The 21,863-nt window shown below is 37.6% G+C and carries 18 protein-coding genes; 7 read left to right on the forward strand and 11 right to left on the reverse strand.

Features of this window, described 5'->3' with window-relative positions:
- The first annotated feature begins 4 nt into the window (after window positions 1-4).
- On the forward strand, window positions 5-511 hold the full coding sequence (locus BCL90_RS05295; RefSeq protein WP_055905862.1) for an FKBP-type peptidyl-prolyl cis-trans isomerase: 507 nt from the start codon (window positions 5-7) through the stop codon (window positions 509-511).
- 86 nt (window positions 512-597) lie between these two features.
- On the opposite strand, the gene BCL90_RS05300 is transcribed toward BCL90_RS05295, so the two are convergent.
- The 6 genes from BCL90_RS05300 to BCL90_RS05325 form a co-directional block, all read right to left on the reverse strand.
- Entirely contained in the window at window positions 598-1,218 is a 621-nt protein-coding gene (locus tag BCL90_RS05300) for a Uma2 family endonuclease (RefSeq protein ID WP_121282957.1), read from the reverse strand.
- A 10-nt stretch (window positions 1,219-1,228) separates the two neighbouring features.
- A complete protein-coding gene (locus BCL90_RS05305; protein ID WP_121282958.1) occupies window positions 1,229-1,858 on the reverse strand; it encodes a Uma2 family endonuclease in 630 nt (209 codons plus the stop codon).
- Window positions 1,859-1,897: 39 nt separating this feature from the next.
- Entirely contained in the window at window positions 1,898-3,118 is a 1,221-nt protein-coding gene (locus tag BCL90_RS05310) for an outer membrane beta-barrel protein (RefSeq protein ID WP_121282959.1), read from the reverse strand.
- Window positions 3,111-3,695, reverse strand: coding sequence for an RNA polymerase sigma factor (locus BCL90_RS05315; RefSeq protein ID WP_121282960.1), 585 nt, complete (start codon window positions 3,693-3,695; stop codon window positions 3,111-3,113). The genes BCL90_RS05310 and BCL90_RS05315 overlap by 8 nt, the downstream gene beginning before the upstream one ends.
- Window positions 3,696-3,815: 120 nt before the next feature.
- Window positions 3,816-4,511, reverse strand: a complete 696-nt coding sequence (locus tag BCL90_RS05320; protein WP_121282961.1) for a DUF4397 domain-containing protein — start codon at window positions 4,509-4,511, stop codon at window positions 3,816-3,818.
- Window positions 4,512-4,678: 167 nt separating this feature from the next.
- Window positions 4,679-6,301, reverse strand: coding sequence for an ABC-F family ATP-binding cassette domain-containing protein (locus tag BCL90_RS05325; protein WP_121282962.1), 1,623 nt, complete (start codon window positions 6,299-6,301; stop codon window positions 4,679-4,681).
- A 505-nt stretch (window positions 6,302-6,806) separates the two neighbouring features.
- On the opposite strand from BCL90_RS05325, the gene BCL90_RS05330 reads away from it, so the two are divergent.
- The 3 genes from BCL90_RS05330 to BCL90_RS05340 all read left to right on the forward strand — a co-directional run bounded on the left by BCL90_RS05330 (window position 6,807) and on the right by BCL90_RS05340 (window position 8,695).
- A complete protein-coding gene (locus tag BCL90_RS05330) occupies window positions 6,807-7,367 on the forward strand; it encodes a hypothetical protein (RefSeq protein ID WP_121282963.1) in 561 nt (186 codons plus the stop codon).
- Between the two features lie 145 nt (window positions 7,368-7,512).
- Entirely contained in the window at window positions 7,513-8,088 is a 576-nt protein-coding gene (locus tag BCL90_RS05335; RefSeq protein ID WP_121282964.1) for a nitroreductase family protein, read from the forward strand.
- A 154-nt stretch (window positions 8,089-8,242) separates the two neighbouring features.
- A complete protein-coding gene (locus BCL90_RS05340; RefSeq protein ID WP_121282965.1) occupies window positions 8,243-8,695 on the forward strand; it encodes a 3-oxoacyl-ACP synthase in 453 nt (150 codons plus the stop codon).
- Between the two features lie 224 nt (window positions 8,696-8,919).
- Here the strand turns inward: BCL90_RS05340 and BCL90_RS05345 are convergent, their stop codons facing one another.
- The 3 genes from BCL90_RS05345 to BCL90_RS05355 all read right to left on the reverse strand — a co-directional run bounded on the left by BCL90_RS05345 (window position 8,920) and on the right by BCL90_RS05355 (window position 11,936).
- The gene (locus BCL90_RS05345) at window positions 8,920-10,080 is read right to left on the reverse strand and encodes a DUF3298 and DUF4163 domain-containing protein (protein ID WP_121282966.1); all 1,161 of its coding nucleotides are present in this window, start codon (window positions 10,078-10,080) and stop codon (window positions 8,920-8,922) included.
- An 89-nt stretch (window positions 10,081-10,169) separates the two neighbouring features.
- Window positions 10,170-11,030: a polysaccharide deacetylase family protein gene (locus tag BCL90_RS05350; RefSeq protein ID WP_121282967.1), complete on the reverse strand. Its 861-nt coding sequence runs from the start codon at window positions 11,028-11,030 to the stop codon at window positions 10,170-10,172.
- Window positions 11,031-11,057: 27 nt separating this feature from the next.
- Window positions 11,058-11,936 carry a polysaccharide deacetylase family protein gene (locus tag BCL90_RS05355; RefSeq protein ID WP_121282968.1) on the reverse strand — a complete coding sequence of 293 codons (879 nt, stop codon included), beginning with the start codon at window positions 11,934-11,936 and terminating at the stop codon, window positions 11,058-11,060.
- Between the two features lie 176 nt (window positions 11,937-12,112).
- On the opposite strand from BCL90_RS05355, the gene BCL90_RS05360 reads away from it, so the two are divergent.
- The gene (locus BCL90_RS05360) at window positions 12,113-14,620 is read left to right on the forward strand and encodes a S9 family peptidase (protein WP_121282969.1); all 2,508 of its coding nucleotides are present in this window, start codon (window positions 12,113-12,115) and stop codon (window positions 14,618-14,620) included.
- 596 nt (window positions 14,621-15,216) lie between these two features.
- Here the strand turns inward: BCL90_RS05360 and BCL90_RS05365 are convergent.
- Window positions 15,217-16,053: a M57 family metalloprotease gene (locus BCL90_RS05365; RefSeq protein ID WP_121282970.1), complete on the reverse strand. Its 837-nt coding sequence runs from the start codon at window positions 16,051-16,053 to the stop codon at window positions 15,217-15,219.
- A 122-nt stretch (window positions 16,054-16,175) separates the two neighbouring features.
- On the opposite strand from BCL90_RS05365, the gene BCL90_RS05370 reads away from it, so the two are divergent.
- On the forward strand, window positions 16,176-19,001 hold the full coding sequence (locus tag BCL90_RS05370) for a S8 family peptidase (protein WP_121282971.1): 2,826 nt from the start codon (window positions 16,176-16,178) through the stop codon (window positions 18,999-19,001).
- 237 nt (window positions 19,002-19,238) lie between these two features.
- Window positions 19,239-20,891: a M28 family metallopeptidase gene (locus BCL90_RS05375; protein ID WP_121282972.1), complete on the forward strand. Its 1,653-nt coding sequence runs from the start codon at window positions 19,239-19,241 to the stop codon at window positions 20,889-20,891.
- 81 nt (window positions 20,892-20,972) lie between these two features.
- Here the strand turns inward: BCL90_RS05375 and BCL90_RS05380 are convergent, their stop codons facing one another.
- Complete coding sequence (locus tag BCL90_RS05380) at window positions 20,973-21,575, reverse strand: outer membrane beta-barrel protein (protein WP_121282973.1); 603 nt, start codon at window positions 21,573-21,575, stop codon at window positions 20,973-20,975.
- Between the last annotated feature and the right edge of the window lie 288 nt (window positions 21,576-21,863).

Consider the following 21,863-nt stretch of genomic DNA (forward strand, 5'->3'; position numbering starts at 1 on the left):
TTAAATGAATATTTCACCAAACTCTGTAGTAGCGTTAACTTACGAATTGCATACTACTAACGAAGAAGGACAACAAGTTTTTGTAGAAAAAGCTGATGAAGAAAATCCTTTAGTATTTTTATATGGCGTTGGCATGATGTTGCCTAAATTTGAAGAACACTTAACCGGTTTAAAAACTGGTGATGAATATGGCTTCGAACTATCTGCTGCAGATGGTTATGGTGATATCGATCCGGGAGCTTTCGCCGATCTTCCAAAAACAATGTTTACCGAAGCTGGTGGCGAATTGCCAAACGTTGGTGATGTGATTCCATTGCAAGATAACAATGGTAACCAGTTTAGAGCTGGTGTTACTGCTGTTCACGACGAAACCATTTCAGTAGATTTAAATCACCCAATGGCGGGTAAAAATTTAGTGTTTAGCGGTGTGATTTTAAATGTACGCGAAGCTACTCAAGATGAATTGGCTCATGGTCATGCTCACGGAGCTGATGGTCATTCAGGTCACTAGTTAATATAAACGATTTTAAAGAAGTCAAGTTTTAAATAGCAGCTTTGCTATTTAAACTTGACTTCTTTCGTTTAAATATCCTTGTTCTAATCCTGAAAAACCTCTTCTAAAATAAGTTTAAAGCCTGGTATAATCGTTGTGATAACCTCTTCGCCCTCAGTGAGCAGTTTGGTAGGCTGAAACTTGCCACTATCATCAAGGATATACCTGAAAAATGTTTTATCCGAAGAACTCACAATCCAGTATTCTTTAACGCCTGCTTCTTCGTAAACTTCATATTTGTTGATCAGCTCTTTTTTATTGTTGCCAGGTGATAAAATCTCGACAACTATATCCGGTGCGCCAATACACCCACGTTTATCCAGTTTAGTCGGATCACAAACCACCACAATATCTGGTTGCACTACAGTGAAAACTTCTTTATCATCTACACTTTTCTTGGCTAAACGGACATCAAAAGGAGCGGAATAGACACGACAGGATTTTCCATTTAACGCATTGTAAATTGGTCCAAAAATATTGGCTAAAATACCCTGGTGAATTCGAGAAGGAGCAGGACTCATTTTGAACAAGTGTCCTTTAATAATTTCTAAGCGTTCCTCAAATTCGAAGCGCAAATAATCTGCATAACTGTAGGTTGCAGAAAAATCGACCTCGTTAAGCGTCTTAAATGTAGGTAGTTCATCTTCAGTTGGATATGGCTTCATGTTTTTTGTTTTAATCCTGAAAAACCTCTTCTAGGATAAGTTTTAAACCTGGTATAATCGTTGTGGTTACCTCTTCGCCCTCAGTGAGTAGTTTTGTCGGTTGAAACTTGCCTTTATCATCAAGGATATACCTGAAAAATGATTTATCCGAAGGACTTACAATCCAATATTCTTTAACGCCTGCTTCTTCGTAGACTTCATATTTGTTAATCAGTTCTTTTTTGTTATTGCCTGGCGATAAAATTTCGACAACAATATCTGGTGCGCCAATGCAGCCACGCTTATCCAGTTTAGTCGGATCACAAACCACCACGATATCGGGTTGCACAACAGTAAAAACTTCTCTGTCATCCTGAGTTTTCTTGGCTAAACGCACATCAAAAGGCGCTGAATACACTTCGCATTGATGACCATTCAATGCATTGTAAATTGGTACGTAAATTCTTCCTGATATTTTTTGGTGCATCCTGGAAGGGGCCGGGCTCATCTCAAAAATGTAGCCTTTAATAATCTCTAAGCGCTCTTCAAATTCAAAGCGCATATAATCTGCATAACTGTAAATAGCAGAAAAATCTACCTCATTAAGGGTTTTAATTGGAGGTAGCTCATCTTCGGTAGGGTATGGCTTGATATTTTTCATATGAGGTATTTAACCAAATATACTAAATATCTTAGTTTTTTAAAAATCAATTTTCAACCGCAGTCCACCATTGGTAAGGTTAAGGTTTTCTTTAGAGAAAGTTTTCATGGGCAACCTTAAAAAAGGCTCGATAGCAATGTTATTCTTTTTGGATATTTTTTGTTTGTAGCCCAAAGAGAAATTGTAGAATCCGATATATTTATCAGGATCTAAATTCGCTTCAGGTTGAGGCTCCACAGTTTTTTCTTTCACAATTAAGGTTTTCGAATCTGCATAACCATTTACTGCCGGAGAAGAGAAACTCTGAACCTGATTTATAATATAGCTGTTTTGCTGCGAATTATTTAAAACAGCAAGTGCAGAAACCCCAATATTGGTATAAAGTTTATCATTGATATTGTATTTTAATTCTAATGGAACATTAATTCCACGCACTTTGGCATCAACTGATGCCAGGTTTTTGCCTGATAAGGTTTGTGGTGCAGAAGCATCTAAAGATTCTGTTGTACTAATAGAGGCATACGATACGCCAGAACTTATTGATAATTTGTTGGCGATGGCATACGACAAAGAAAATCCATAATTCATGGTTACCTTATTGTCATTACCCATAGCAGGGGCAACGTATACATCAGGCTGCCATTTAGAGTTACCACTTACTTTATCGGCTGGTTTTTGTTGGTTTGCATAGCTATCCTGAGCAAGCAACTTTTCGAAATTTGTTTGTGTACCGGGTTGAGGTTTCTTGTTCTCCGTTAAAATATTGAACTGTTTGGATTTCAGGTTGGAAAGATTAACACCAGCAAGTTTACTATCCAAAAGATTATTATTTACGGGAGTTAATTCTTCTGCTGTATTAATAAGAGGATAACTGGTCTCCTGAGATAATAATGGGTTTAGGTTTTCCGTAATTTTTGTTGAACGAATGGTAGCTATATTATTTGCAGCAGTTGCATTGTTGTTTAATGATGTTGGATTGGTTTTAGTTTCAGTAACTACATTTGTATTTCCATCGGCTGCAGGGATTTGCTGCGCTTTAGGCTTAATTACCAAAACTTGTTTTTTCTGATCTATATTATTTTGTGCAAAAAATACACCTCCGAAGATTAAAATTAAGGCAGCAGCAGCCCACAAAGGCCAGTAAGCAATGCCTCGTCTCTTGTTTTTTTTCTCCGAAAAGCGCTCCCATGCACCATTAGAATAAGCTTCCTCATGGTTTTGGAGTTGCGCAGTAATATGCTCAATTAATTCCTTATCCATTTTTTTCGTATGAATTAACCATGGTATTTAGGTAAAGGGTACGTAACTTATTTTTAGAACGTGTAAGGTAAACACGACTGGAACTTTCAGGAATGTTTAACATCTTCGAAATTTCATCGTGGGCAAAGCCCTCAATTTCATATAAGTTAAATACCAGTCTCTGCGTATCTGGTAAATGATTTAGTAAATTCAAAATATCATTAACGTGTAGTTCCGAAGCAATCGAAACCTGGGTAGCCGGATGTTCGCTTTCTGCTAAATCATCAACATAGAACTGAACTTTCGAACTCCGAATCTTGTCTATCGCCGTCCGCGAAGCAATCTGGGCAATCCAGCCTTTAAATGATCTTTGTAATTCTTCCGGATTCTTTGGTGCTTTGAAGCCACCAACATGTTTGAAAATCTTGATAAAGCTATCATTTACAAGCTCTTCACTATCCGAAGTATTCTTGGTATACCTTAAAATTATGCCCATTAAATAGCCGTAAAATGATTTATACATCATTTCTTTACAGCTATTGTCGTTTTTTACACAGCCTTTTAAAATTTCCTCAAAACTGAGTATTTTTTTTATCACCCCCGTAAAGGACTATTTATTAAAGGTTTATCATGATTAATTATTGCAAATTTAAGAAAAATAACACCACCCAGTTTTTGGGCAGTGTCTATTTTCGCTTTCACAGGTAGAGTGAATATTTTATTTGTTCGTCATCACTGATAAGCCAACGCCCGTACTATCGGTTTTGCTTGATAAGCCCTTAGCCCAGATGGTATAAATTTTGCCTTTTTCGATTTTAACTGCTGGCAAGCTAACTTTAACTGTTCCGCCTTGTTTTAATTCAAAAGTGTAGCTGTCATTTGGTGTAATATTGCTAAAAGTAGTGAACTCTTTAAATGCTTTTGCGGCAAATAATGGTGTATCTGTACCTGCAATGCCCAAATCAAATGGTGCAGAACCCGGACTTAAGTTTACAAAACGAACTTTAGCCTTATCGGTTTCAGGTGCTTTTAAATCATCCTCAAGGATTAAAAGTTTTGTAGATTTTAAGGTATCTACTACGAAAACCGAATAAAATGATCCTGATTTTAAGGTAGCGTTAGCAGTGGTTAAATATTTTAAAGTATCCTTTTTTGCAACACCAACCAATCTTATTCCCGGATAAGCAGCATAATAGCCAAGATCTTTAGTATAGGTAAAGCTGTTTATTTTTTGGTTATCCAATATAAAATCAAGCGCAGCCGTTCCTGGTGATGCATGAATAAAGCCAATACCTGCAGCTTCTATCGGATCATTGTTAAAATCCTTTTTGCAGGCAGTTATGGTTAAAGTTATAGCCAGGAGAGAGAGTATAATTTTTGTCGTAGTGCTAAAATTTTTCAAATCCGTTTTCATTTTAATGTTTTAAATCAATCTTTAAACAAAGTTGGTTAATGGCCATTAACGCTTTTTTCTTGTAAAACGATTAACAGAATGAAAACGCTACACCAGTGCTGATTTTTTTTGCAAAAGAAAAGCCGCATGGTTTTCATGCGGCTTTAAACAATATTTTAAGCGTAAAATTAAGCGTACATTTCTTCCCTTAATTTGGCAACATCACTGCTGTTGATATATTCATCATAAGTCATCAACTTATCAATAGTACCTTTTGGTGTAATTTCGATAATGCGGTTGGCAACGGTTTCTGTTAACTGGTGATCTCGTGAGGTGAATAATATGGCACCCTTAAAATCTTTCATGCCATTATTCAGTGCCTCAATAGATTCAAGATCCAGGTGATTGGTTGGCTCATCAAACATTAATAAGTTAGCTTGTTGTAACATCATTCTGGAGAACATACAACGCATTTTCTCACCTCCTGAAAGCACTTTTACGTTTTTAAGTACTTCTTCGCCTGAGAATAACATTCGACCTAAAAAGCTGCGTACAAATTGTTCATCGGCATCGGTACCAGAGTACTCACGTAACCAATCTACCAGGTTTTCATCTTTACCTGCAAAATATTCAGAGTTATCATTCGGAATATCTGCGGTGCTAATGGTAACGCCCCATTTAAATTCGCCTCTATGGTCTGTATCTCTTCCCGTTAAAACATCATAAAATGCTGCGGTAGCTAAACTGTTTTGAGATATCACTGCAATTTTATCTCCTTTATTTACCATAAAGGTCACTTTGTCGAATAAAATACCATCATTTCCACTTTTGCCTAAAGCATCAACCTGTAAAATCTGGTCTCCAGCCTCGCGACCGGTATTATTGAATATAATGGCCGGATATTTTCTGCTCGATGCTTTAATTTCGGTGATATCTATTTTATCTAAAGCTTTTTTACGGGAAGTAGCCTGTTTTGATTTAGAGGCATTTGCACTGAACCTACGGATAAATTCCTGTAGCTCCTTTACCTTATCTTCCATTTTCTTATTCTGGTCGCTGCGTTGTTTTAATGCCAGCTGACTAGATTCGTACCAGAAAGTATAGTTACCGGTGTAGATGCTCATTTTGGCAAAATCGATATCTACGATATGCGTACAAACCGCATCTAAAAAGTGCCTGTCGTGAGATACAACCAAAACAATGTTCTGATAATCGGCTAGGAAGTTTTCTAACCAGGCAATGGTTTCGATATCCAAATCGTTGGTAGGCTCATCCAGTAATAAAATATCCGGATTGCCAAACAGGGCCTGTGCTAATAAAACACGTACTTTTTGTGTATTATCCAGCTCCTTTAACAATTTGTAGTGATTATCTTCAGTTATGCCTAAATTGCTCAACATCGTTGCCGCGTTGCTTTCCATGTTCCAGCCATCCATTTCTGCAAAAAGATTTTCAAGCTCTCCGGCGCGTTCACCATCCTTCTCAGAGAAATCTTCTTTCATATAAATGGCATCTTTCTCTTTCATGATGGCATAAAGTTCTTTATGGCCAATCATTACGGTTTCTAATACCGAAAACTCATCAAATTCGTAATGGTTTTGCTTTAAAACGGCCATTCTTTCACCTGGAGTAAAAGCCACACTGCCAGAGGTTTGATTCACTTCTCCTGATAAAATTTTAAGAAAAGTAGATTTACCTGCGCCATTAGCCCCAATTACACCATAGCAGTTGCCTTGGGTAAATTTTAGGTTAACATCTTCAAATAATGTGCGTTTGCCGTACCGTAATGATAAATTAGAAACTGAAATCATGCTATAATTGAAATAAGCCGCAAAGATAGGGAAAAAGGTTGAGGGTAGGAAAGTCTTTAATTGTTTGATTGTTTTATTGTTGAAAGGTTTGGAGGTTAGAATGTTGAAAGGTTTAAAGTTGAAATGTGTTTGAATGTTGAAAAGTTATAAAGTTTGAAGGATTGGGAAATGAAGGGCTAGGTACTTTGTGTCTCAGGCAGTCCCGTTATCCGCTTTACTGCGTTGCACTCCGTGTTCGCTACTACCGGGTTTATTTACAAAGGGGCGAAGCTTCTGGCCAATTGAAATAAATCTTTTATTACGGAACATTAATATATTGATTTTAGTAAACTGTTTCAAAGTGGGGGTACGTCATTCTCGCGCATGCGGGAATCTTAATGCAAGCTTTAGATTTCCAATCAAGTTGGGAATTACTACTTATCTTAAGGTAATTTGTAGCAAAAAAATAGAATTTCTGATAGGGATTTAATCTGTTTCTCTCCAGCAAAAAGTTTATTTTAGCTGCATGCTTAACCACTCCTTGCTCGAAACCATAAAAACCACCCTTCAGAAAAGCAAAGTAGAAAAATTAGCAGCCATCGCTTCAGAAGATACCTTTTCGGTAAAAGACCTGATCGATTTAAGTTTTTATCATGATGAGCAGATCGGGTTTCGGGCCGCATGGATTTTGGAAAATGTATTTGCTAAGCATCAGCAAAGATTTCTGCCCTATGCGCTTTATTTTTTGGAGAAATTTCCGCAACAAAGCAATTTATCTGCATTGAGGCATTATGTTAAAATACTGGCTTTTATGACCAGGAAAAATGCTTCTATGGAAATCAAGAAAATTCTTGCCGGTTATGATACCGATCATCTGGTAGAGGTTGTTTTTGCATGGTTAATCGACGAAAAGATTCCGGTAGCTGTTAAATCACATTGTTTAAACATTTTAGCTAATCTAAATACCAGGCACAATTGGATTAAGGAGGAGCTGTTACAAACTATGGATTTTCTGGTAGACAAAGAAAGCATAGGCTTCTTTGCGAAAGTTAAACAGATCAGGAAGCAATTATCAGTTCGCGGTTGACAGTTATCAATTTACAGTTTTAAAACGCTCACCCTTCCGGCTTCTATCTTATTTTCAGTTAACATAGCGTCAAATCTTTTAATTGATTTCAAATTTGTTTTTCTCTTTCAGCTTTAGTCTTTGAGCTTTTAGCTATTTTTACCAAATGAGTACAACATACGATACCGTTTCAAAAGTTATAAAAGAACGTCGCAGTATTTTTCCTGCCAGCTATATCAAAAAAGAAATTCCGGTTGAGGTAATCAACCAGATTTTAGAAACAGCCAATTACGCACCAACACATAAATTAACGCAACCATGGCGTTTTGTGGTCATCAGAAAAGCTGGATTGGCAAAACTTGGCGAGGAACTTGGTAAACTATATAAAGAGTTGGTTTCTCCTCAACATTTTCTTCAGAAAAAGTATGATAGTTTTGCCGAAAAAACGAGCCAGGCTGATTGTATTATTGCTATCAATATGCAGGTAAGTGGTAAAATACCTGAGTGGGAAGAGTTGGCTGCGGTTTCCTGCGCGGTTCAGAATATGGCCTTAACTGCAGAAAGTTTACAGGTTGGTGCATATTGGAGTTCCCCGCCATTAATTGACGATTTAGGTGATTTCTTAAGTCTGGGTGAAAATGAAAAATGCATTGGCTTATTTTACATGGGTTATCATAACGAAAAACCCTGGACGCCGAACCGAACTTCGATGGAAGAAAAGGTGAGGTGGATAGAGGGGTAGTCATTGAGTCTTTAGTCCTGAGTCTGCTTCTTGGTTAATGGTTTGATAGTTCATAGTCAATGGCTATTATAACTATGAAGCATGATGAACCATCAACCATTCTACATCACCCATCTTTCATTATCCATCTTATATCTTCCATTATACATCATATATGTCTGCATTAAAATCCAAACTTTATCAGCTTTGCTTAACATTTATTCAAAATAGGATAGAAAATATAGAATATTCCCTGCAACAGGCCCGTCAGGCCTCAAACGATGATACGAAAAGTAGTGCGGGTGATAAATATGAAACCACACGCGAGATGATGCAGCAGGAAATGGACCGTAATAGTAAATTACTGTACGAAGCCGGGCAGCAGAAAATTGCTTTACAGCAGATTGAAAATGTAGAATCAGATCGACTGGTTAAAAACGGAAGTTTGGTGCTCACTACCGAAGGTAATTTTTACATCAGCATTAGTGCAGGCGAATTAAATACCGATGGACAAAAATTCTTTGCGGTATCGCAGGCTTCGCCGATAGGGAGGTTTTTGATTGGAAAAGCTATCAATGAAAGCTTTAAGTTTAATGGTAAAGATTATATTGTAAAAGAAATACTGTAAAGCTTTTAGTTAGCAATTTGTAGTGAACAGTTCAATACTGAAGTGATAAGCGATTCTATATTATCGTTGGCACTGAAAATCTGCGTTTAAATTTGTGTCATCTGCGGGAAACCTTTTTCATATTTATTCCCGCTGATTTAAGATGATAAACGCAGATGATAAGTTTTCAGCTAACCAGTTCTAACAGTTAACCAATAATCAACTGAAAACTCCTAATTGTAAAGCTACTTAACCCCCATCCGTTGCGCAAAAGCCGGCACCAAATAAGCCTTTAAATCCGAATAAGGAATAAACACTACAATTTGCCCTTGAGCGTAACTTGCTACTTCGTATGGGTTATACATAAAAGCGATGCCGTTCGCATTGAAATAAAAGTTATTATTTGGCTTTATAAAATCATCAAAAAGCACAGTGCTTAAGGCATCTTTGGCTTTAATATTATATTCTTTGCGAAGATTGCGTTCTAAAATACCCTGTAAAGTATTCGAATCTATTTTAACAATGTCGCTCAACACCATTTGTTTTTTGTTCTTCACGTCCAAACAATACATTACGCTGCTATAATTACCATGTGCTCCGCCGGTATAAGCATCGGCCAGGAAATCGATTACCACATAACCATTATCATTATAATTAACCGATTGCTGACTGTTGTTGGTGTAGTTCATCCAGGCCTCATAATCATCACCATTGCTATTTTGTTCGGCAACCTGCAATTTATAATCTTTAAAATAGTCTGCAGCAATATTTTTAAAACCAATTGTCCGTTCAACCTGCGCTTTTATTCCCAATATCTTTTTAAGTTCAGTATTTAACCAGTTGCCATATTCATCTGAATTTTTACTTTCCAGGTATTCAAAGCTGATCTGCGCAGCTGGCGATTTGGCCTGGTTGGCAAAAGCTTTAACCGAATCTTCGTAAATGCCTGCATTGAACTGATAACTTCCTTCAGGATATTTTTCTTTCAGGGCAATCGGGTATTTTTTTGTTTCATCGCCACTTTCCCATGTGCCGTCAAAACCATTTCCATTCCATTTTAATTTTAAATGTGGTGATTTTGAATCCTGCGTAAAGTATGATTCATAAAAACTATACTCGGTAAGTACCATGCTATCTTTACCGATTAGCGTATCGGTTGAGAGGTTAAGCCATGAGCCATCGTAATAATAAAAACCGCTTACATCATCATCAACTTTTTGCAGATGCATGACTACCTTTTTGCCTGCAATGGTGCCCTCTAACCGCTTATAGAAACTCTCGGTAAGCCCGGCTTTTACGTTAACCGTACTATCAGTAGTTCCGGTGGTATTGGTTCCATTTTTAGGATTGTTACAGGCCGATACGATTAGTAATCCGAAAAGGCAAAAAAGAAAAGAATACTTCATAGGGCAGACAAATTAACTAATTTGGAAGATTGTAACATTGGGATTTTTATCATCCGATTGCGCCAACCTTCCAAATTTAAACCTCTTTACTAAGATTTTGTTTTGTTAAAACTCTTATTGATGCTGTAATATAAGTTTTTTGCCGTGTATCTTCCCGGATCAATTATTCTTCTGATGGTGTAAAGCGGGTATTTTTCATCCCTTGCCGTTGAAAGTATAAACGCAGCTTTAAAGCCATGTTCTTTTAACTTATGTAAGGTTGATGATTTGAAAACTCCGTAAGGAAAAGCAAAATATTCTATTTTTTTTCCAGTAATCTGCGCCAGTTTTTTTGTGGGTTCATCAATTTGAGTCGTCCAGTCGGCATCGGTAAACTGTGCAAAGTTTTTATGATCATAAGTATGGCTGGCGATGGTATTTCCTTCGTCAGCTAATTGTTTAATCTGCTCTTTAGTCATGTAACTAATGCGGCCTTTTTTGCCGATTGATACCGTCATGATAAAATAAACACCTTTAAAGCCGTACTTTTTCAATGTAGTGTTCCCAATGGTAAATTGGTCTTCATCCGTATCATCAAAAGTGATCATAATTGGCTTTTCGGGTAATTTAGCCCCGTAAACCAGGTAATTGTATAATTGATCAGGTAAAATAGAGTGATAGCCGCTATCAGCAAGCATTTTCATATGCTGCTTAAATTTATCAGGGGCAATAATATCGTCATGTGCTCTTTTACTATCACTGGCAATATTGTTCCTGATCTGGTGATAACACAGTACAGGGACCTCTCTTTTTGCCAAAATGGTTTTGTTATCGGCAGGTTTGGTATTTACTGAATCTATTTTGATTTCTTCAGTAGCAACTTTCGCAGCAGTTTTTCCTTTTGCACCATCAGATGACTGGCACGAGGCCAAAAATAATGTAGCAGCACCTAAGAGCAGAAAAGTCCTCATATTCGTTCAATAACGTTGTGCGCTTAGTTAAAAGCTATTTTTAATGCTGTTGCTTAATGTTTTTGGCGACCAGTAACCACTCGCAATAATCCGGCGGATGGTAAACAATGGGTCTTTTTCATCACGTTTTGTTGATAGTTGAAAAGCCATTCTAAAACCACGTTTTTTAAGCTCAGGGATGCCTTCTGCATTCCATAAGCCAAAAGGATAGGCAAATTCGGTCATTTTTTTGCCTGTAATTTCTTCCAGTTTTTTGGTTGGTTTGTCTAATTGTTCTTCCCAATCCTTACCTGCGTATTTTTTAAAGTTTTTATGGTCATAAGTATGGCTGCCAATCACATTTCCTTCGTCTGAAAGTTGTTTAATCTGCTCTTTGCTCATGTAATCTACAAATTTGCCTTTTTTGCCGATAGAAACGGTCATGATGAAATAAACCGCTTTATAGCCCAGTTTATCTAACGTTGGGCGTACAATGGTAAACTGATCCAGGTCTGTATCGTCAAAAGTTAACATAATGGGTTTACTTGGCAGGGCTGCACCGGTGTTCAGGTAGGCATAAAGCTGATCTGGTAAAATAGTGTGGTAACCGCTATCGGCCAGCATTTTCATCTGATCTTTAAAGTTCTGGATTTCTACAATATAGTCTTTACCCACTTTACCATCAGTTGGTTTCCAGTTTCTTACCTGGTGGTAACATAAAATTGGGACTTGTTTTCTGGCTAAAATGGTTTTAGCATCAGCAACTTTAATTTTCGAAACATCAACCGGTGTTCCGGTACTTGCTTCTGTTTTGGTACTTTGTGCGGCAGAATCTTTATTAGCAGAATTTTCTGTTTGAGATTTAGATTGGCAGCTGGCAAATAAGATTGCTCCGGCTGTTATTAAGGTTAAAAAGCTGTATTTCATTATTAGGATATATAACTACAAAACTATGAAATCCATTAATTATTTATCCATCAAAATAAATTGTGTTAATAATTAATTTCAGTTGCAGGAAATTATGCTAACTATCGCATTTATTACACATCAGGACCTGCTTAATATCCTTTAATTAAATAATTTAGCGGCTCAAACAAATTTTGATGAATAAACTTTACAAACTCCTGCTCGGCGCGCAGTTTTTATCTTTAACTGTAGCCGCACAAAACAAAACGTTTACCATAACCGAAAATATTCAGCCACAGCCTAAAGCCAATTATCAGCTTGCATCGCGTTTTTCGCCAAATAAGTTGAAAAAAATGGTTTATTCTACCACTGTAGATCCGCATTGGCTAAAATTGAGTAACCGTTTATGGTACACTTTCGAAAGTCCAAAAGGAAAATTCTGGTACCTGGTAGATCCGGCAGCAAAAAGTAAAAAACTAATGTTTGATAATGCTAAGCTGGCAGCAGATATTACACTAATTATTCGCGATCCGTTTGATGCCGAACATTTACCGCTCGAAAACTTAAAATTTGCTGCCGACGAAAAAAGCATTTCTTTCGAAATTAAAAGCAGTGTAGACGAGCTTAAGAAAGACAGGAAAGATAAAAAAGCTGCAGATTCTATGCAGAAAAAAATATTTTCCTTCAAATACGAACTGGCCAGTGCAAAATTAACTGAGGTACCAAATTTCAGTAAACCAAAGCCAAAACCATCATGGGGATCGGTAGCGCCCGATTCTTCAGCCATTATCTTCTCCCGTAACTACAACCTGTATTGGATGGATAAAGACAACTACAAAAAAGCAGTTAAAAATGAAGATGACAGCACTATTGTAGAGCATCAACTCACTAAAGATGGCGTTAAATTCTATTCGTACGGAAGTGATGGCGATGGAGAAAACAATGTGGAGAACGAAAAAAACAATAAAAAACGTCGCGGCGCTTATGTACTCTGGTCGCCGAATTCGAAATATTTTGTGTTAGACAGAACCGATTCCCGCAAGGTTAAAGATCTTTGGGTAATTAATAGTGTTACACCTGGTCGTCCAACTTTAGAAACCTATAAATACCAGATGCCGGGAGAGGCCGAAGCCCCTCAGGATGAAATTTTGCTGTTCGATTTTGCTGCAAAGTCTTATAAAAAACTGAGCGTTGCTGCATTTAAAGATCAAAGTATTTCGGTATGGGGCAAACCATCATTAAATAAAGACCGTGATAACGAATTTCGTCCGTCTATTTGGTTGGGTAACGATAGCAGGTTCTATTTTTCGCGTACCAGCCGCGATTTAAAACGTATCGACATCGGTACTGTTGATATTGCCACCGGAAAAGTTACACCTTTAATAGACGAACGCTTTAATACTTATGTTGAAGTTAACCGTCCGGGTTTGGTTAACGATGGTAAAGAGTTGATTCATTGGAGTGAGCGCGATGGCTGGGCACATTTTTATCTTTTTGATGGAAATGGGAAGCTTAAAAACCAGATTACCAAAGGTGCTTTCCACTGTGAGAGCATCGTAAATATCGACGAGAAAAAACGCATTCTTTATTTTACGGCAAATGGCAGGGAAGGCAAAGAAGATCCTTATTATTTACATTTATACAGCATCAATTTTGATGGCTCGAACATGAAATTGTTAAATGCCGGCGATTTTGACCATCTGGCGAATATGAACGATAACAATACTTTTTTTGTTGATAATTATTCGAGGGTAAATACTGCACCAAAAGCGACGCTTTATGATGGAACAGGCAAAAAAGTAATGGATCTTGAAACTATAGATCTTTCGTTGCTGATGACAGCAGGTTACAAATTCCCTGAACCTTTCAAAGTAAAAGCAGACGATGGAATAACTGATTTGTACGGTGTTATGTATAAACCTTTTGATTTCGATCCCAATAAAAAGTACCCGATCATCGAATATGTTTACCCAGGGCCACAAACAGAAGCGGTAAACAAAGCTTTCAGCAAAAGCATGGACCGTACCGAGCGTTTAGCCCAATTTGGTTACATCGTTATTACGGTAGGTAACAGAGGAGGAAACCCTTCGCGTTCTAAATGGTACCATACGTATGGTTACGGCAATCTGCGCGATTATGGTTTAGCTGACAAAAAAACTGCTGTTGAACAATTGGCCGCCAAATATTCGTACATAGACGAGTCGAAGGTGGGTATTACCGGTCACTCTGGCGGTGGTTTTATGTCTACAGCGGCCATGTTAGTTTATCCCGATTTCTTTAAAGCTGCGGTTTCGAACGCAGGAAACCATGATAATAGTATTTATAACCGCTGGTGGAGCGAGAAACACCATGGTGTAAAAGAAACCATTTCATTAAAAGGCGATACTTCATTTAAATACAGCATTGATAAAAACCCTGATTTAGCAAAAAACCTAAAAGGACATTTGTTATTGATGCACGGTGATGTAGACAACAATGTACATCCGGCAAATTCTATCCGTGTAGCCAATGCATTAATGAAAGCAGGTAAACGTTTCGATTTCCTGATTATTCCAGGTCAGCGCCATGGTTTTGGAGATATGACAGAATATGCTTTCTGGAAACTAGCCGATCACTTTAACAAATATTTAATTGGCGATTTTTCTGACCCGAGTGATGTTGATCTGGTAGAAATGGATAGAGATATCGAACAGAACGGAAAATAATTCATTTAACCACAGATAAAAAGGATGCACACAGATTCAATTCGTGTTTATTGGTGTCTATCTGTGGTTAAATATTTTTACTACAAGCCATCTGTTTTTTGGAAACAATTTTCCCGCCATGGTTTGTATCCTCACAAAGCATTTTTTATAACGATAAGTCGTCATTGCGAAGCTAATTTTTTATTAGCTGTGGCAATCTACTCAGTAAGTATTTGTTTTACTGTTAGATAGTTTTTTGGAAAGCAGGGCCTGGTAGTTCTTCGGTTATTTCAGCCCTGCTATTGCCTATAGTCCCGATTTGAATTTTCTTAAATACAATATTTTCTTAAATCGGGAGCTATTTGGCGCTATCAGGTTTAATTATTTTAGGGTTGTGTTCCAAATCTAAACCTTTCGATTGCAAAATTTTCCCTTTTCGCAATGGATTGTGCCCTCACAAACATTTTGTTATTTATTTAACCACAGATGCACACAGATCAATCCGTGTTGATTTGTGTGCATCTGTGATTAGTAGTAACTTGTTTAATAAGAGTCAAACAAAAAAGCCCCGAAAATTTCGGGGCTTCTGATCTGTTAAGGTAATCCGTTAAGGGGTTTTATTTGTAAAGGTAATTTACAGCAATTACATCATTTGCATTAAAAGTGCGGTTGCCGCCGTTAGAACAGGCTAACATGAATGAAGCTGCATCAGGATTAGAAGGCGTTCCTGGTATTCTTACAGCGCCAACATTCGATGCGCCTTCATTGCCTGCGCCACTTGCACCACAGCTAAAAGCACGGTTCATGTAATCTGTATGACGGAAACCAATGCAATGGCCAACTTCGTGCTGGATTACTGAAGCCAGGTACAGCAAATTAGGATTGGAACCATACGCAGCTGAATTGGTGTTCATTCTGATCTGGTTAAAAGGCTGACCTGAAGAAGTAGGGAAACCAGCAGAACCTAAGGTAATAAAACCACCGCTCGGACCTTCGTTAAAACCTATCACATTAATGTTTCCTGTTGTTCCGGCATTAGCCCTTCTGAAAGTGATACGTAAACCCAACGAGTTGTATCTCGAAATCATGGTGTTTACAGCATCGCTATATACCTGAGGTAAATTGGTTACCGACACCGTAATTACACGTGGCAAAGATTTAACCAGGTTTGTAGTTCGGTATTGTTCAGTTTCGGCAATATTTAGGTTTGCATCAGTAGATGGTTCAGCTAAATTGTCGTCAGTTAAAAGAATATCGCCTTCCACCAAATAACCTTCGTCTATCTTGCGGATATTGTCGGTACTGAAGCCTAAGGATTTGATCTGTGATAACTTGTCTGCTGAAATTTCAGTCTTGCTTTCTACTGCATTTTCTGTATTATTACTCTTACAAGAGTAGAGGTTCGTGAGTAGAAGACATGCTGCTGCAATCGATAAAAAATTAGTTGTTTTCATCTTAGTTAAAATTAATTTAGTTTAGGTTGAATTAGTTAGTTAATAATGTTTGTGGATTACCTTATAAATCCTAATTTAGGGAAGATAAACCATGTAAACAAAATTTTATAATAAAATAATTATTGAAAGTCATTACTGTATTTTTAGTTTTATCTTTTTGTCTGTCTGTTCTTAGTTTAAACGCACAGGTACAACCTGGTGGAATAGAGAAAAAAAATGAAAAATATATTTCAAGAACGGGTAACGCTTTAAAGTTAAGTAACGATCAACCTTTTTTGATCAGGTTCAACCGTACCTTAACAGCGGCCGAAATTCAATTATTGAAACCCCAAAAAAGTCTTTCAGGCGATTATTTTATCGTCGAAAAATCGAATATTTCTAACTTTTCCAACGATATAATTTACCAGGAACAAGCCAACGGACTTTGGAAGGTGAGTGATAGATTGATGAAAGTGCTGAATAAAAGCAATAAAAGAAACGATTCTATCCTGGTCCGACTGGCCTTAAAAAATATAAATGCGTTACCAGAGGCTGTTTCAGGTTCCAATATAAAATCAACTGATACTGTAAATCACATTTTTACTGTTTACCTATCATCAAGCGATTTAATGTTGTTGTTGGAGCTTAATGATGTTTTATATGCCGATATTTTACCTGTTGCCAAAGAGGAGGAGGTTATAAATGGCCTCGACCTGACTTTAAACCAAATTTCTAACGCCAGAAATCTTTTCCCTGGCATTGATGGTGCGGGTATAAATGTTTCTTTTAAAGAAGGGATGTACGATGCTACCGATCTTGATTTATTGGGCAAAACGGTAACCGGAGCTACTATTGGCAAAACGCCTACCACTCATGCTACCATTATGGCAACTTTAGCTTTAGGAAACGGTAATTCCTTTATCAGGGGTTTAGGTGCAGCACCAAAGGCCAAACTTGCCTATTCTGATTTCACTAATCTGATGCCCGACCTGATTACTGATTTAAATAAACTTCAGGTTAGCATCCAAAATCATTCTTATGGTACCGATGTTGATAACGATTACGGAATAGAGGCTGCAGCATACGATAAACAGATTTTCGAAACGGATACTTTGATGCATGTTTTTTCTGCCGGAAATAAAGGAACAAGCACACCTTCAGTGGGGTTTTACCAAGGTATTACTGCCCGTGCCAATTTAACGGGTAATTTTAAGCAGGCGAAAAATCTATTGGTGATAGGAGGGATCAACAGAGAAAATATTTCTGAAAATCTGAGCAGCAAGGGGCCTGCTTATGATGGTCGTGTAAAACCTGAACTTGTTGCTTTAGGCGAAGACGGAACATCAGGCGCTGCAGCAATTACAAGCGGGTCTATTGCTTTGCTCGAACAATTTTACCGGCAGAAACATAAAAAAGCCCCTTCTGCATCGCTCATCAGGGCAACAGTGATTAATTCTGCCGACGATTTAGGCACACCGCAGGTCGACTTCGTTTATGGCTATGGAAAACTCAATGTAGCCCAATCGTTAAAAACTTTAGATGAAAACAGGGCGTCATTGTACGAAGTGGCCAAAAATCAGGATTTTCTTGTTCCTTTGGCTATTCCTGCTAATGTAGCCGAAGTGAAACTGACTATTGCCTGGAACGATCCCCCTGCTGTTGTAAATGCAGCACAAAGTTTGGTTAATGGATTAGATTTAAGTCTTGAAATTCCCACAGGGAGCCAAATCCTGCCCTGGGTATTAAGCAGTTTTCCTCATTTAGATTCCCTCTCAAAACCGGCAGTGCGTAAGGCAGACATAATCAATAATGTTCAGCAGATTACCCTTGATAATCCATCCACCGGTGCTTATACTATTCATGTCAAAGGCAATAGGATTGAACAAGGTAATAACCAGCCTTTCGCATTGGCTTATCGTTACACATTCAAAAACACTTTTTCTTTTACTAGTCCTGGAAAAAACGAATACTTTTTTGCCAATGAAGATAATTATATTCGTTGGGAGAATACTTATACAAGCCAAACCGGAAATTTGTTGGTGAGTTATGATGGAGGTACTACATGGAAATCAATTGCTTCGGGTGTCGATTTAAGTACGGGCTTTTACCATTGGAATCCACCAGATTTGTTTGTTACAGCAATGATAAAAATGGAAGTGGAAGGAAATGTAATATTGAGTCAACCGTTTGTTATTTCCAGTCCCAGGATATTAAGCGTTGGCTATTTTTGTAAAGATGGTTTGGTGCTTAACTGGAACCCACAACCAGGTGCAAAAGACTACACTTTGTACAATGTCGTAGATAATATCCTTTCCCCGGTATTAACCCTTGCTGATACGATAGTAAAACTGGATACAAGCAAGATTAAGAGCAAATATTTTGCTGTGGCGGCAAACGGTACAGATTTTACGGGGCTGAAAAGTTATACGATCGATTATACACAGCAGGGGATCGCCTGTTATGTGAGAAATTTATTTGCATCAGTGGCTGATGATCAGCGGATAAGAATTGACCTGAGCATAGGCACTACTTTGGATTTAAAGAACATCATCTGGGAAAAACTGACAGGTCCAAATACTTTTAGTGTTTTAGAGCAGACAAAACCCATTTCAAATCAGCTTAATTATACCACCTTTGATGATAAACCGAAAGCAGGAATCCAGTTTTATCGTGTTACTTTCGAAACGGCTAACGGTCAGGTACAAAGCGACCTGGTATCGGTGGTTATCCTGAAAGAGGATGAATTTTCTTTTTTCCCTAACCCTGTAGCTGATTATTTAACCATTCTGAGCGGATCATTTGAAGATTATAGTCTGTCTGTTTTTAACATATTAGGGCAGAAAGTTTTCGAAGAAAAAGCCACGAGTTCGAATAAATTTGCACTCAATGCTTTATCAACAGGGGTTTATGTAGGGGTGATTAATAAAAATGGGCAACAATTGAAGAAATTTAAGCTGATTAAGAAATAACTCTAACTATACATGTTTTGCGTAAATCTTTGCGATGAGCGGGAGGATATGTTTTTTCCAGCAGATTTAAGATGATAAACGCTGAAATATAATAACAAAAGATTTTAAGCCCTATCTGCGTAATTTGTGAGATCCGCGGGAGACTAATTGCACGTTTATACTCACATTTAAGATGGAACTCCTGATTTCTTCGTAATTTTCAGAAAATGCGATTTATTTAAAAACAATCCTTTATAAATGAAAAAACTCCTCCTACTTTCCAGTTGCACACTTCTGTTCTTTGGTTCCTGCAAGCAAGGTGCAAAAAGCACTGGCGCTGGTGCCGATTCTTTAGCCATAAAAGCCATTAATGATTCGAGTTTAACCCAATATTTATCTGTTATTGCTGCTGATAGTTTGGAGGGAAGAAAACCCTTTACCAAAGGCGAAACCAAAACCATTAATTATCTAAAAGCTCAGTTCGAAAAACTAGGCCTGCAGCCAGGCAATGGAAATAGTTTCTTTCAGGAGGTGCCGATGGTAGAAATTAAATCGGTACCTGAAGATAAAATGGTATTGAAAGGAAAAAATGCTTCGCTAACATTAAATTATCTAACTGATTTTGTTGCTGGTACCCGCCGTGTGCAAGATGAAGTGAGCATGAGTAACTCACAGCTTGTTTTTGCAGGCTATGGCATTGTAGCTCCGGAATTTGGCTGGAACGATTATGCGAACCTTGATGTAAAGGGAAAAACGGTAGTGGTGTTGATTAATGATCCTGGTTTTGCAGATTCTACCTTATTTAAAGGTAAAAATATGACTTACTATGGCAGATGGACCTATAAATTTGAAGAAGCTGCCCGTCAGGGAGCAACAGGGATTATTATTGTTCATGATACCGAGCCAGCTGCTTATCCGTGGACAGTTGTTCGAAGTGGTTGGTCGAAATCTAAACTTACCCTGCAAAGCGAAGATAGTGGAATGAGCAGGGCTGTGGTAGAAGGCTGGATTACTTTAGATAAGGCGAAACAGCTATTTGCATTGGATGGGAAATCATTCGATCAATTGGCTTTAAGTGCCCGGAAAAAAGGTTTTAAGGCTGTTGATTTAAATATTACCACCTCACTAAAAGTCAAAAATACCATCAGGAAATCGGTTACGTATAATGTTCTGGCTAAAATACCAGGCGATAAACGTAAAGATGAAGCTATTATTTATTCGGCACACTGGGATCACCTGGGTGTAGGAGAAAAAGTACAAGGTGATTCTATTTATAACGGAGCTGTTGATAATGCAACAGGAGTAGCTGCTTTATTCGAAATTGCTTCGGCATTTAAAAAATTGCCTAAAGTACCTGGACGTACCATTTTGTTTATTTCCTATACAGCAGAAGAACAAGGTCTTTTAGGATCTGAGTATTATGCCAAACATCCTGTTTTTCCACTGGACAAAACCGTGGCCAACATCAATATGGATATGATGGGTATAGCGGGTAAAACGAAAGATGTTGTGGTGTACGGCTTTGGTCAGTCAGAATTGGAAGATTATGCTGCGGAAGCAGCTAAAAAACAAGGGCGGGTAATCGTGCCAGATCCTGTTCAATCATCTGGATTGTATTACCGTTCTGATCATTTTAATCTGGCAAAGGTTGGTGTACCTTCATTATTTACCGGTTCGGGTGTAGATAACATCAAAAACGGCAGAACATGGGGATTAAAGCAGGTGGCTGATTTTACCAAATTCCGTTACCATTCGCCACAGGATAATTTCGATGCCAAAAACTGGGATTTATCAGGTATTGTAGAAGATGTTCGAATGCTTTTTGATATGGGGTATCGTATCAGTAATGAAACTTCGTATCCGAAATGGAAAGACGGATCGGAATTTAAAGCCATTAGAGAAAAGAAGTAAACAAAAAGCGTCCCGATGGTAAACCGGGACGCTCTTCGAAAAAAAAAGTCATTTATTAAATTTCCCTTAAGGGAGAATTAATTAAAAGTAGAACTGTACACCTAATCTTGGTGCGAAAGTATCAGCGTTTAAACCGAAAGTATTGGTTTTAACTTTAGCGCCAGTTCCTTCAGCTTTAACAGTATAGTTGTCGTAGCTTAAACCTTTAACCGAAAGTTCGATACCAATTCTTTTTGTTGGGAAAAACGCAAATCCTGGAGCAAGTTCTACACCGATTTTAGTAGTAGTACCGGTTTTAACAGCGTTATCACCGTTCGCATCAGTTGTTTTTAACTGACCGAAAGCCAAAGGCACAGATAATTGTCCGAAGAATTTAAATTGATCCGATAAACCAACATAGTAACGTCCGAAAGGAGAAACTTTAAATGCACCATTCTCTGTTCTGCTGCTCACTTTTTTATCGTATTCGTAACCAACACCGGTACCAATTGCAAAATTATCGCTGATAAAATAACCAGCACTTGGTAATACGCTAAAGCTAAAATCTGCTTTTGGGGCGCCATCTACTTTTGTAGAGTTTACACCTACATTACCACCTAACATAAAATTTCCTTTTTCAGTTTGTGCTTGTGCACCATAAACTAAACCTGCTACTGCTACTAAAGATAATAATAGTTTTTTCATCTTTTTTATTATTTATTTGTGATTAAAATATAGTCAATTTTACTTTTTTAATTTTTGACTATATTTGAATAAAAGTCAACACTTGTGCCAGAAAACTTTGTCTGCGTCATCAAAAAATCAGTTTTTGCTCAACTGCTTAATGCACAAACAGATGTAAATTTAATGTTAATTCAATATTATTTTCGTGTGACGAAAAATCAATCGATTGATTAATTTTTTAGGCATGACAAATTGACAATCTGACTTTTTTTGTATAAATGTCAGACTTTACTTTGTCCAAAATGGCAG

Origin of the sequence: Pedobacter alluvionis, assembly GCF_003664035.1 — a bacterium.
GTDB classification, from domain to species: domain Bacteria; phylum Bacteroidota; class Bacteroidia; order Sphingobacteriales; family Sphingobacteriaceae; genus Pedobacter; species Pedobacter alluvionis.